Source organism: Exiguobacterium sp. s101 (genome assembly GCF_018617835.1).
GTDB classification, from domain to species: Bacteria; Bacillota; Bacilli; order Exiguobacteriales; family Exiguobacteriaceae; genus Exiguobacterium; species Exiguobacterium marinum.
Window position 1 is genome coordinate 90767 of sequence record NZ_JACSKX010000011.1, and the last position, 12644, is coordinate 103410.

The 12644-nt window shown below is 46.6% G+C and carries 12 protein-coding genes; 3 read left to right on the plus strand and 9 right to left on the minus strand.

The window, feature by feature from the left end; all coding sequences use genetic code 11:
* Positions 1-70: 70 nt before the first annotated feature.
* The 5 genes from pfkA to dnaE form a co-directional block, all read right to left on the minus strand.
* Entirely contained in the window at positions 71-1039 is a 969-nt protein-coding gene (gene pfkA, locus KNO76_RS10500; protein WP_214885288.1) for a 6-phosphofructokinase, read from the minus strand.
* Between the two features lie 160 nt (positions 1040-1199).
* Positions 1200-2135 (minus strand): acetyl-CoA carboxylase carboxyltransferase subunit alpha, encoded by a 936-nt coding sequence (locus KNO76_RS10505; protein ID WP_214699156.1) that lies wholly within the window; start codon positions 2133-2135, stop codon positions 1200-1202.
* Complete coding sequence (gene accD / locus KNO76_RS10510) at positions 2128-2982, minus strand: acetyl-CoA carboxylase, carboxyltransferase subunit beta (RefSeq protein WP_214885316.1); 855 nt, start codon at positions 2980-2982, stop codon at positions 2128-2130. The genes KNO76_RS10505 and accD overlap by 8 nt, the downstream gene beginning before the upstream one ends.
* 14 nt (positions 2983-2996) lie before the next feature.
* Entirely contained in the window at positions 2997-3551 is a 555-nt protein-coding gene (locus KNO76_RS10515; protein ID WP_214885293.1) for a FadR/GntR family transcriptional regulator, read from the minus strand.
* A 76-nt stretch (positions 3552-3627) separates the two neighbouring features.
* A complete protein-coding gene (dnaE, locus tag KNO76_RS10520) occupies positions 3628-6795 on the minus strand; it encodes a DNA polymerase III subunit alpha (RefSeq protein WP_214885295.1) in 3168 nt (1055 codons plus the stop codon).
* 103 nt (positions 6796-6898) lie between these two features.
* Here dnaE and KNO76_RS10525 point away from each other — a divergent pair, with 103 nt between their 5' ends.
* Positions 6899-7090 carry a YtzJ family protein gene (locus KNO76_RS10525; protein ID WP_026825601.1) on the plus strand — a complete coding sequence of 64 codons (192 nt, stop codon included), beginning with the start codon at positions 6899-6901 and terminating at the stop codon, positions 7088-7090.
* Positions 7091-7106: 16 nt separating this feature from the next.
* Here KNO76_RS10525 and KNO76_RS10530 read toward each other — a convergent pair whose 3' ends face one another.
* The gene (locus tag KNO76_RS10530; RefSeq protein ID WP_214885296.1) at positions 7107-8075 is read right to left on the minus strand and encodes a DHH family phosphoesterase; all 969 of its coding nucleotides are present in this window, start codon (positions 8073-8075) and stop codon (positions 7107-7109) included.
* A 75-nt stretch (positions 8076-8150) separates the two neighbouring features.
* On the opposite strand from KNO76_RS10530, the gene KNO76_RS10535 reads away from it, so the two are divergent.
* On the plus strand, positions 8151-8465 hold the full coding sequence (locus KNO76_RS10535) for a YtpI family protein (protein ID WP_034770953.1): 315 nt from the start codon (positions 8151-8153) through the stop codon (positions 8463-8465).
* A 38-nt stretch (positions 8466-8503) separates the two neighbouring features.
* Here the strand turns inward: KNO76_RS10535 and KNO76_RS10540 are convergent, their stop codons facing one another.
* Positions 8504-9814 (minus strand): DRTGG domain-containing protein, encoded by a 1311-nt coding sequence (locus KNO76_RS10540; RefSeq protein WP_026825598.1) that lies wholly within the window; start codon positions 9812-9814, stop codon positions 8504-8506.
* A 165-nt stretch (positions 9815-9979) separates the two neighbouring features.
* On the opposite strand from KNO76_RS10540, the gene KNO76_RS10545 reads away from it, so the two are divergent.
* Positions 9980-11077 carry a M24 family metallopeptidase gene (locus KNO76_RS10545; protein ID WP_214885297.1) on the plus strand — a complete coding sequence of 366 codons (1098 nt, stop codon included), beginning with the start codon at positions 9980-9982 and terminating at the stop codon, positions 11075-11077.
* Positions 11078-11126: 49 nt separating this feature from the next.
* On the opposite strand, the gene KNO76_RS10550 is transcribed toward KNO76_RS10545, so the two are convergent.
* Together KNO76_RS10550 and KNO76_RS10555 are read right to left on the minus strand one after the other, a co-directional pair.
* Positions 11127-11849, minus strand: a complete 723-nt coding sequence (locus KNO76_RS10550; RefSeq protein ID WP_214885298.1) for a metallophosphoesterase family protein — start codon at positions 11847-11849, stop codon at positions 11127-11129.
* Between the two features lie 11 nt (positions 11850-11860).
* Positions 11861-12586, minus strand: a complete 726-nt coding sequence (locus KNO76_RS10555; protein ID WP_214885299.1) for an SDR family oxidoreductase — start codon at positions 12584-12586, stop codon at positions 11861-11863.
* Positions 12587-12644: the final 58 nt, after the last annotated feature.

Here is a 12644-nt window from a genome sequence, read left to right on the forward strand (position 1 = left end):
TATGGTGCAACTTACATATGGAAAACGGGGAGCCTTTGACCGGTTCCCGTCTACCTACATGGTGAATCGTTTAAATCGACAACTGATTGACAAGGTCGATCAATTGCATATCAATCGTGTGCTTGTTGTTGTCGAGCGCCTCATCGATGTCAAGATCCAACATCTTGTTGTTACGGATTCCGACGACCCGGCCCGCTTTTCCTTCAAGTAAAATCTCAACAGCGTATGCGCCCATACGACTTGCAAGTACACGGTCAGCAGCAGTTGGGGAACCACCACGTTGAATGTGTCCAAGAATCGTGACGCGTGTTTCTGAGTTCGTCTTCTCGGCAATCAATTTACCGATTTCTTCCGCACTTCCCGCACCTTCAGCAACGATGACGATCGAGTGTTTCTTACCGCGTGCAATTCCGTGGTTAATTCGTTCCACGATTGCGCTCAAATCTTCTGGACGTTCTGGAACGAGAATCGACTCTGCACCACCAGCAAGACCAGAATAGAGTGCGATATCACCAGCATCGCGACCCATCACTTCAATGACATACGTACGTTCATGAGATGAAGCCGTGTCACGAATTTTGTCAATCGCATCAAGTGCTGTGTTGAGCGCTGTATCAAAACCGATTGTCGCATCCGTTCCCGGGATATCGTTATCGATTGTACCCGGAAGGCCGATTGTTGGGAACCCAAGATCTGTTAATTTTTGAGCTCCACGATAAGAGCCATCTCCACCGATGACCACGAGAGCATCGATGTTGAATTGCTTCAACTGTTCAACTGCTTTTGCTCGACCTTCTTCTGTTCTGAACTCAGGACAGCGTGCAGAGCGAAGGAACGTACCTCCACGTTGAATGATGTCGCCGACTGATCCAAGGTTTAACTCGACTAGATCACCTTCGATTAATCCTTGATAGCCGTTATATACACCATATACTTCAAGACCTTCGAAAATCGCTTTTCGAGTCACTGCACGGACAGCTGCGTTCATTCCAGGAGCGTCTCCTCCGCTTGTTAATACCGCAATACGTTTTAAATTCACGTCACTCACCTCTTATGTGTTTTAACGAAATCTGAAAATAAAATACCATGTCTGACCTTTGTTTTACAACACAAGTATGTGAAAAAAATGCATAGGGTATGTTATAAAGCAGTCACTTCATGAATGAATAAAGCCATATTCAAAGCCATTGATACCGTTTTCACTCACTAATTGTGCCAATTTGATGATATTTGGTCGCCCGCCCTTGAATCAGTTGAGAAGTCGACTGACCGAGCAACTCATTCATATGCTGTAATAATACAGTCTTTAAGAGCGATGACTGTAATGACACATCAACATGTGCACCCCCATACACTTCTCCCACAACCTCATCTACAATCCCTAAGTTGAGCAAATCTTGCGCTGTAATTTTCATCGTTTCTGCCGCGCGTTCCGCTTGCTTCGCATCTTTCCATAGAAGTGCCGCCGCACCTTCCGGCGAGATGACCGAATACGTACTATTCTCAAGCATCAATAAACGATCGCAAACGCCAATTCCAAGTGCGCCTCCAGAACCACCTTCTCCAATGACGACGGACACGATCGGCACTTTCAGCGTCGCCATCTCAAACAAGTTTCGAGCAATCGCTTCGCTTTGACCGCGTTCTTCAGCGGCTTTTCCGGGGTAAGCCCCTTTCGTATCGATAAATGTTAAAATCGGGCGATTGAACTTTTCAGCTTGCTTCATGAAGCGCAATGCTTTTCGGTATCCTTCCGGATGCGGCATCCCAAAGTTCCGCCTCATGTTCTCTTTCGTATTCCGACCACGCTGGTGACCGATGACCGTAACCGGCACCCCTTCAAATGTCGCAAGTCCCGAAACAATCGCTGCATCGTCATACCCATGCCGGTCTCCATGAAGTTCCAAAAAATCAGGGAACAGATGCTGAATATAATCGAGCGTTGTCGGTCGTTTCGGGTTTCGAGCTAGTTGAACGCGGTCCCACGGTTTCATATTCCCATAAATATCTTTTTCTAATCGGTCGAGCTTTAACTCGAGATGGCGAATCTCACGGGACAGATCGATACCTTTTGTTTCGGCCGTTTCACGTAGTTTATTTAATTGTTCAGTCACTTCTTTGATTGGGTCAAACATGACGAACACCCCCATCGTGTAATCCAATCATTTTCTTCAAGAACGAACGCATCTGTTCGCGATGAATTACCGCATCTAGTTGCCCCGACTCGAGTAGAAATTCTGCTGTTTGGAAGTTCTCCGGGAGTTTTTCCCGAATCGTCTGTTCGATGATTCGGCGTCCTGCAAACCCGATCAGCGCTCCTGGTTCTGCGACGTTCAAATCGCCAAGCATCGCGAAACTTGCTGAGACGCCGCCTGTCGTCGGATGTGTCAAATACGCTATATATAGAAGCCCGGCCTCATCATGTTCTTTTAATGCAATGGATGTATTCGCCATTTGCATCAAGCTGACCATTCCTTCTTGCATCCTAGCTCCGCCTGACGCCGTGAATAAGACAACCGGTAGACCGAGAGATGTTGCTGTACGGACAGCGGAAGCGATAGCTTCTCCCACGTAAGCCCCCATTGACCCCATTCTGAATCTGGCATCCATTACGCAGATGACAAGCGGTAGTCCATCAATCGTCGCCCTTCCACAAATGACTGCCTCCTCAATTCCGGTCCGTTCCCGGTCTTTATCCAACTTTTCTTCATAGTCAGGAAAATTGAGCGGATTCGTTTTGACAGAAGGTCCTGCAAAACGTTCAAACGACCCTTTGTCGACAAGCATATCAATCCGTTCTTGTGCATGAAGCGGAAAATGATAACCACAGTCACATACTTTATGATTTTCATTTAACTGTTTTGTATAGTGCATATATTTACAAGATGGACATTTCGTCATTAATCCCTGTGGTGCGTCAATCTTTGGCTCTCTTTGACGCAATGGCATGTATCGTTTTGGTTTCTTGAAAAAAGCAGTCATCGCTTCCCCCTCGTTCATTCCGGCATCCCCATTCCACGCCACATCTCGAGAAATCGTTTTCGTTCCTCGAGGGTATATAGATCTCCAGCGTCTAGTCCGTCAAAAAATCGATTGAGTTCGCTCCAAATTCGAATAAACAATTCATTCTTTAATTGAAAGATGATTTGCTGACGAAACAATCGATCATTATCAATCACGGCTTCTAATTGAGTCAGCCGTTCCATTGTCGGTTCAACTTCTGAAAACGCCATTCGTTCTAACAAGCGAAGCATCTCGATAATATCGGACTCTTTCGTCTGTTTGGTCACAATGAACTCTGATAAAATCTCAATGTAACGGTGTCGGTCTTGTTCACATAAAAATGTACCACCACCACGTCTCGTCTCCACGATGCCTAAAAAGCTCAATGCTCGTAACGCTTCGCGAACAGAAGCACGGCTAATCGACAGTGTTTCGGCGAGTTCACGTTCGGACGGAAGCCGATCACCTGGAACTAAAGACGATTGAACGATTAACATTCGTATTTTTGAAATATTTTCGTGAAATGAGGATGCGTATTTTTCATGCATCTGACCGTTCAACTCCCTTTTTGAATCACTTATCACACTCAAGTGGTCAGACCAATTAGTACGATTATATCACTTTTTAGGACTTGGTACTAGTTTTCGGACCATCCATTTTCGTATCGATTCGTTTTAACACAACATTTTCTTCGCCGAATTTTTTCTTCGCCTCAGCCACGTACTCCTCATTCGGGTTGATTGAGTAAGCTGACGCCAACTGTTTCACTTCCTTTGAATCCGTGAATCGACAGACAACCGGGACATCTCCCTGAGCACGTTGTATCCAATCTTCGAGTTCGGGGAATCGATCTGATGTAAGCCTTACAAACAATGCCTGCCCATGCAACGGACGTATCCGTTCGACAATCAGTTGTTTTCGTCCATCTCGTTCATTCGTATGAACCTCAAGTAATAAAATATTACCGACATAAAGGGAGCGTCCGAATTGACTAAATGTTCGTGGAAATACGACGACTTCTTCTTGTGTCATACCATCGTCAACCATGATGATTCCCATTCGTTCCTGCTTTTTCGTTAGAAATGTACGCACGTCATCTACGTAAACGATAAGGTAACCATTCGTCCCGTTTATGATGTTGTCAATTGTAGACGGTTCAATCCCAACATTCGAAATAGCGGTCAGTGGAGAGTGCACCACCCATGTTCCGAGCGCTTCTCTCTCTTCTTCAGACCAATTTGGTTCTTTTACTTTCTTCTGTTTGAGTCCAAGCGATGACAGTTCGTCGGGCAAAAAATGCGTTCCTGCCTCTTCTCGCAAACGTTCGACTGCTTCAAAAGCACTTGTCCGGTCGCCGTGATACATCCGGTCGAGCGCGCCCGCACCAAGTAAACGACGTAATTTAAACTGGTCTTTATTCTTCCACTCCATAGCTTCTTGAAGAGTTCTGACATCTTTCAATTGCCCATTCAGCTCAATCAGACGTTCGACATCACGTTTGGTCAATCCTTGGATTGCTTTTAACCCGAGTCGGACGCCAGGTCCTTCAAGCGTCGCCTCGGCGTGACCGTGTAAGACGTCTGGTGGATACACCGGAATTTGATCTTTTCGCAACAATCTGACGAGTTCACTCGTCTTTTCCGATGTCACCACATGAAAGACACGAGGGAAATGTGCTTTGACATAAGCCAACCGGTAGCTGATCAAACTGTAGGCGACAGCGTGGGATCGGTTGAATCCATATCCCGCGAACTTTTCAATCCAAGAAAAGATTTGCGTCAACACATCCCGGTTATTCTTTTCTGCCTGTTTTAAAAATCGTTCCCGTTCTCGCTCAATCGTGCCAATATCTTTTTTAGCAATCGCTCGTCTGACCAAATCCGCCTCAGCGTATGAATAACCTCCAAGCTTTCGAAGTAGTCTCATGACCTGTTCTTGATAAACGAGTACCCCGTACGTAGGTTTCATGACGTCTTCTACGGCTGGATGAATTTGTTGGTAAGGCAAACCATTCTTTCGTTTGGCATACGTTTCGATGAACTGCATTGGTCCCGGGCGATAGAGTGACATCGTCACAACGATATCTTCAAACTCAGTTGGCTTCACTTGCCGAAGCGCTTGTTTCATCCCAGTCGACTCGAACTGGAAGATGCCATTTGTCTCTCCTCTAGCTAACAAACGATATGTCCGGGCATCGTGTAACGGAATGGTTTTCAGTGAGAACAGGGCATCACTTTCTCGAATCAAATCTTCCATCTTTCGTAAGCGACTCAAGTTCCGCAAGCCTAGTAAATCGATTTTCAGCAGCCCGACCTCTTCCAAATCCTTCATATTATATTGTGTTACATACTCTTCTATTCCAGGTTGGAGCGGCGTCACTTCTTCAATCGGCTGGCGACTAAGAACGATACCGGCCGCGTGAACCGATGATTGGCGAGGCAAACCTTCTAACTGCTTCGCAATTTGTAACAATTGCTGCCGCTTTTGACTACCAACGAACCATTTCATTTGTTTCGGGTTCGACATCAATTCGTCTAACCCACCCGATTTCACTTGTTTACTTGCAGCCTGTCCTTCTTCTAATGTCATGCCGAGCGCTCTGGCGACGTCTCGAATCGCTGCCTTTGCTCCAAACGTCGCGAGCGTCCCGATTTGTGCCGCATGCGTTTCCCCGTATTCTGACAACACGTACGATACGACTTCTTCTCGACGCTCATCTTCAAAGTCTAAATCAATATCTGGCATCGACACGCGTTCAGGATTTAAAAATCGTTCAAATAACAATCCGTAATGAACCGGGTCGACTTCTGTAATATGGAGGGCAAAACTAACGAGTGAACCTGCCGCCGATCCCCGACCCGGTCCCACTTCAATACCAGATTCTCGGGCGAATCGAATGATGTCTTCGACGATCAAAAAATAGGAAGAAAATCCGGTCTTTGCAATGACATCCAGTTCGAACTTTGCTCGCTCGATATAAGGTTCCTTTAAGAGTTCCATCGATTTCAGGCGTTCACCCACGAGTCGTTTCAAGTTTTGGTCAGCATCAGGCAGTTCTGGAATCGCCCCTTCCGCATGAGGAAGTTGATCGAGTTGAATACGTGATTCAAATCGATTGAGTTCCGCTAACTCTTCTATTGTGAACCAGTCGTTCATCTCGCTCGGAAGACGAACATGTAACCCTTTTTGTCGCACGTCTTCATTCGACATCACATCCCCCTCACGAATTGCAGAGACGGCTCGAAACCCTTCTATATCCTCTGGTCGCATATACCTTGTTTCAGGGGCAGGAATCAATTGAACAGCAAGCTCTTCGCGCATGAGACGAAGTTGCTTCAACACTTGCACTTGCTCAGTCGTCTGAGGTGCTGGGAGTCCGAGCCAGAGCTTATCTTCATCTACATAGGAGAGCAGTTGATGATAAAGGCGACGCCGATGAACCGGATCATTCGCCTTCCAATTTTCAGGAAGGATAATGAGCGGCATCGTCGTTCGGTCTTCAATTCCTCCCATTTTGATGATTCGATATTGTTCCTGAAGCTCTGCTTCGTTCGACGCATATGCAAGCACCGAAACATCTAGTCCGTCTAAACGGAGGATTGTCCTCAGTCCAATGAGCGGTTTCACCCCATATCGTTTACAATAGGATAAAAATGTCGGGACACCATAAAAGGCATCATCTGCAATCGCAACTGAACGACTTCCACGCTCGGTCATCTGCAAGACGTATTGTTCTAGTCGAATTGTACTTTGTAGTAAGCTATAAGCAGTTCTGACATTCAGATGAATCATCGTTGTCCTCCTTTCTATATTAATTGAATTGTCAAACTCAATTCATCACTTCTCTGATACAATAATTATAGACAAAACTCATGACAAAAGGGGGTAAAAGCGTATGATTATCAATCGGGGACAGATTGCACGCGATAAGTTAGAGAAATTACAGAACGGCCAAACCGTTTTTGCGGACAGTCCGGAAATCATCGACCGGCTTCGAAAGTATATTACAGAGTATCAACTCGATGTCGTCGAAGACGTGACCGACCGCGGCACATGGTTCATTCCAAAAGAAAATGGAGACAAATGAAGAGAGCTGACCGCGGTCAGCTCTCTTCATTTTCTTCAAACGTGAATCCGTCCGCTACTTCATTCAGAGCAGCAATGACGTCATCCATCTCTTCCCACGTATCAACCGTAGCTCCAGCCGCCATCGGATGGCCACCTCCACGGTATCGTTTGGCCACTTCGTTGATGACAGGGCCTTTAGAACGAATCCGAACACGAATCTCTTCTTTGTTCTCTACGAACATGACCCAACATTTCAATCCTTCAAGACCCGAAAAACTATTGACGAGTTGAGACGCCGCTTCTGGGGAAGCGTGAAACGCCCTTAGTACATCCTTGTCAATCTTCACATAACCGACACCTTCATCAGTGACGTTGACATGCTGCAGTACGTAACCTTGTAATTGAAGAGTCGCTAAGTTGGTCTTATACATTTGGCGATACAACTTGTTTGTGTCGATGTCTTTTGCAATGAGCGACGAAGCAATTTCAAACGTTCGCGCCGTTGCATTTCGGAACTGGAAGCGCCCCGTATCGCCCACGATTCCGGCATAAAGTAAAAATGCCGCTTCTTGATCGATTGGATAACCCCAAAGATTGGCAAGCTCCACAATCATTTCAGACGTTGAGCTGACCGATGTGTCTACAATTTGTGTCATCGCATATGGGTCTTCATCAGGGTGGTGGTCTATTTTGATGATCGACTTACCATTCAACGCAAAAGGTCCATCAATTCGCTCTTGATTTGCCGTATCCAAAATGAGGACGAGCGCGTCCCGGTACATTTCTTCCTCGACGTGCTCCATCTTCCCTAAAAACTCGAGGTCAGGAACCATACCACCGACCGCATAAATTTGTTTTTCCGGATGAACCGATTTTAAAATACGCTGTAACCCAAGCTGGCTCCCTAATGCATCAGGATCCGGTCGGACGTGGCGGTGAATGAAAATGGTGTTTGCCTTCTCTATTTCGGATTTGATTGTATCCGCTTCATGCCATTGCGTCATGATGATTCCTCACTTTCCTACACACTATTATGGTATGATGATAACAGATTATGAGATAGAAAGGGGTTCCTTCACTTGCAACTTGTCATGATTGGACTCATTTTGTTCGCGCTCGGAGCGTACCTTGTCTTCAAGCGCCGTGCTTTTTTGACAAAGACGCCAAACCGTAAGGCTTTGTTCAACACACAAGCTTTAATCTGGTTAAGTTTATTCCTTGCGTTATTCGCTGCGAACCAAATGGTTGGTGGATTCGGATTGAATTCGACTGTCGGTTGGATTGTCAGTATCGTCATGTTGGTCGTTGGCTTGGGTAATGCGATTGTCGGATTTATACGTTACCGAAAAATCTATCCGCACGCCGCGGAAGAACCTACGAATACACCTTCATAAAAAGAGCACCGCTACAAATGTAGCAGGTGCTCTTTTCGTTAGCGATCAATCAATTGTGCCGTGACGAGTGCCTTGGCAACAAGTTGTGTACCTTGTGTCATTTCTACGTCGACTTTCCCGAACTTTCGCCCAAGGTCGAAGACGTTCGCAGACACCCGAATCTGACTTTCAATCTGAATTGGTTTCATGAAATAAACTGTGATGTTCTCCACCACCAGGTCCCCTTTTTTCATGTGACGCAGACTACGCGTCGCCCCTTCTACCAACAAAGTCGTCAACACACCGGAAGAGGCGGTTCCCATATGACTCGTCATTTGTGGTGCGACTTCAACCGTGAAGGCCGTTCCGTTCGATGCAGGGTCTTCCTTTAGTTGATTCGTGATCATATTATCGAACGTTTCGCCGACTTGTGGTTGACGGTTCGCCAGCTGCAACGCCTTCAGTACATCCTGACGACTGATGATGCCGAGGAGGCGCCCATAGTTATCGACGACAGGAAGCATCTCAATCCCTTCCCAAACCATCTGGTGCGCCGCATTGGTCACACTAGTCTGCACCCCGACCGTAATTGGACTTTTTGTCATGACCTTCTCGATATCATGATCATGTGATTTGTCAATCACATCCTTCGCAGTAATCACACCGACCACTTTCATCTGTTCATCGATGACCGGATAACGATTATGCTTCGTCCGTTCGTTCAATTCATGCCAACGTTTCAAAGTGTCATCAGCCTTCAAATAAAACGTGTCATGGAGTGGGATGACAATGTCCGAAACAAGTAAAATCTCTTTCTTGATCAGTCGGTCGTAAATGGCGCGGTTGATCATCGTAGCGACGGTAAAACTGTCATATGATGTAGAAATCACAGGCATGTCGTACTTATCTGCCATTCGCTTCACTTCGTCCGTCGTATCAAACCCACCCGTGATCAACACAGCCCCGCCTGATTGTAAGACAAGTTCATGCGCTTTTTCTCGGTTCCCGATGATGACAAGCGAGTCGACATCGATATATCGCATCATCGCCTCAAGCTTCATAGCACCGATAACAAATTTCGATAGCGTCTTGTGCAATCCGTTCCGTCCACCTAACACTTGTCCATCCACGATATTAACGACTTCAGCAAATGTGAGTTTCTCGATATTCTCTTTTTGTTTACGCTTGATTCGAATCGTCCCCACACGTTCAATGGTAGAAACGAAGCCCAGGTTCTCAGCTTCTTTGATGGCCCGGTAAGCCGTACCTTCAGACACAGCCAATTCTTTTGCAATTTGACGGACCGATATTTTTGACCCGACATCGAGTGATTCGATATGTGCTATGATCTGTTCATGTTTTGTGGTCATACGCGGAGTCCCTTCTCTCAATACATTTTCTACTATGTTCATTATACTGTATCAGTCAAACATGTTCAAACTGTACCAATAAAATTGGAACATTTCCTTTCTGTTTTCGAAACAGCTATAATAGACGAGAAGTCAACGTAAGAGGTAGAAGGGAAGGGATTCATCTTGAATCAACGCACTAATCAAATTGCACAATCTCTAGCAACAAAAGGCTTAGATGCGGCATTTATTACATCGAAAGCGTCCGTATTTTATTTCTCGGGAGTATATGCGGAAGCCCATGAACGATTAATCGCCGTCTTGGTCTTAAAGAACGGGACAACTGCCATTATCTGCCCTGCTCTTGAAAAAGGGATCGTCGAAGCGACTGACTGGTCAGGTGAGATCGTGACGTATATGGATCATGAGAATTCATGGGACAAAATCGTCAAGTTATTCCTCGACAACCAAATCGTTCCTGAACGAATCGGTATCGAAGGAGAGCATTTGACATTCAATCGAGTCGAACAACTCCGCGCCGGTTTTGCCGGCTTGTCTATCATTGATTTGACTGACGAACTTCAAACGTTACGTATGATCAAATCACCGGATGAAGTTCGCGTTATGAAACGGGCTGCCGAGCTAGCAGATATGGCAATCGAAGCTGGAATTCGCTCCCTGCGCGAAGGCGTGACTGAGCTCGAAGTCATCGCCGACATCGAGTACGCCATGAAACAGCAAGGGGTTCGTGAAATGTCATTCGATACGCTCGTATTGTTCGGCGAGAATAGCGCTGACCCTCATGGGGTCCCAGGCAATAACCGTTTGAAAAAAGGAGATTTCGCATTGTTTGACCTCGGTGTCGTCTGGCAAGGATATTGCTCCGATATCACACGTACAGTCGTTTTCGGCGAAGCGAGTAAGAAACAACGTGAACTTTATGAAACGGTTCTACAAGCTGAAGAAGCAGCAATCGAGATGGCGAATGTCGGAACGACACTCGGTGCAATCGATATTGCAGCCCGTCAAGTCATTACATCCGCCGGGTATGGCGAATACTTCACCCATCGAATTGGCCACGGAATCGGAATCGAAGTGCATGAACACCCATCGATGGCAGCGAACAATGACACGACCGCCCAAGTCGGTATGACTTTCACAGTCGAACCAGGGATCTATTTACCAGGAGTCGGCGGTGTCCGCATCGAAGATGACCTCGTTATGACCGAGAGCGGTCCGATCACATTGACGAGCTATCCCAAAACACTGCAAGAGATTGAATGACAAAAAAGTGCGGTCCATTCAAGGATCGCACTTTTTTACATGACTTCTTTTAATAGAATAAGCGCATCATGACATCTCGTTGAGGAACCTCATGGCGTTCCATCTTTTCTAAAAATGTACGTTTATCGTAAGGGACTGCTTTTAAATCAAGTCGGATTCCGGTCTCTCCCTCTGACAATATAGCAAAGCGAGCAAGTTCATCCCGCGCAACACCGAGCGCACCGGGATTGACATAGCGTTTCGTATCATCTTCAAACAAATGAACAGGATGGTGATGTCCGAATAAGATGACATCTCCAGCGTATTCACCGTATAGTCGTTGCATATTTTCAAGTGTTGGTTCAAGAATATCGTGAAATGGTTCTTCGACAATCGTGGCTTCCCAATTTTCATTAGGGATGTGGTAGTGGATACCGAATGCCGTTTGCCCCGCTAACTCGGTAGTGATCGTTCGAGGTAGCGACTCCAATACGTCCATATAGTTCGTATCAAGGTGACGCGCGACCCACTCATGATGAGGACGCGTATGGGCGTAACTGTCTGGGTGACCGTGTCCAGCCAAAAGCGAGATGACTGCTTCGTCATGATTTCCAGAAATCATATGCGCTCCCCGATCCAGCAATCGCTCCATGACCGCATTGGAGTCCGGCCCCATAGCAATCATATCACCAAGTGACCAAACGACGTCAACTCGTTGTGCATCCATTGCGTGAAGCACCGCCTGTAACGCTTCTAGATTTCCGTGAACATCCGTCACAATCCCAATCTTCATCCTTCTACCCCTCACTTCCGATACTGATGCACGACGTTGACCCCGCCTGTCACATCGATGACGGCACCAGTGATCATATCCGATTCTTCTTGTAACAAGAAGGAAATCAGACGGGCGATATCTTCTCCCGTACCGTGCCGGCCTACTGGCGTTCCTTCATCCACTTCAGCTTCCTCGATTCGCATCTCTTTTTGAGACCCGACGATATTTCCCGGGTTGACCATGTTCGCCGTAATTCCGAACGGGGCCTCTTCTAACGCGACCGATTTCGTCAAGCTGACGAGCGCCGTCTTTGCAGCAGCGAACGCAGAACGATGAATCCAACCAGGTGCCGACCCACTCTCCGGAAAACCATAAGAGATGATGCGTCCGAACCGATTCGTTCGCATTGAAGGAATCGCACGTCGCATCAACCAAAATGAGGCAGATAGGTTGCCGGTGAGCACTTCGTCCCACTCTTCATCCGTCAACTCAACGAGCGGCTTGCGCTCAAAGATGTATGGACCTGCATTTAAAATCAAGGCGTCCGGTTCACCAAAGCGTTCGACCGCTTCATCATAGGCCGAGAGCAGTTGTTCGCGGTCCGTCAATCCCGCCTCGATCATATGTATATGTTCGTGCTCCCAGTCGATTGGGTTTCGTTGCAAGATGCTGACGTACCAACCATCTTGTATAAGACGTTCTGTCACGACGCGACCGATTCCTTTCGCACCAGATGTAATCATCACATGTTTCATCGCCTTACCTCCTCCGCCTTATTTTACCCGTTCTAACACACGAATTCCAAACTTGGAC

Coding starts and splice junctions, on each gene's coding strand:
- KNO76_RS10515 (WP_214885293.1), bottom strand. CDS start 3,551: ATGCATGAAAAATACGCATCCTCATTTCACGAAAATATTTCAAAAATA.
- KNO76_RS10550 (WP_214885298.1), bottom strand. CDS start 11,849: ATGAAGATTGGGATTGTGACGGATGTTCACGGAAATCTAGAAGCGTTA.
- accD (WP_214885316.1), bottom strand. CDS start 2,982: ATGACTGCTTTTTTCAAGAAACCAAAACGATACATGCCATTGCGTCAA.
- KNO76_RS10555 (WP_214885299.1), bottom strand. CDS start 12,586: ATGAAACATGTGATGATTACATCTGGTGCGAAAGGAATCGGTCGCGTC.
- KNO76_RS10540 (WP_026825598.1), bottom strand. CDS start 9,814: ATGACCACAAAACATGAACAGATCATAGCACATATCGAATCACTCGAT.
- KNO76_RS10525 (WP_026825601.1), top strand. CDS start 6,899: ATGATTATCAATCGGGGACAGATTGCACGCGATAAGTTAGAGAAATTA.
- KNO76_RS10530 (WP_214885296.1), bottom strand. CDS start 8,075: ATGACGCAATGGCATGAAGCGGATACAATCAAATCCGAAATAGAGAAG.
- KNO76_RS10505 (WP_214699156.1), bottom strand. CDS start 2,135: ATGTTTGACCCAATCAAAGAAGTGACTGAACAATTAAATAAACTACGT.
- dnaE (WP_214885295.1), bottom strand. CDS start 6,795: ATGATTCATCTGAATGTCAGAACTGCTTATAGCTTACTACAAAGTACA.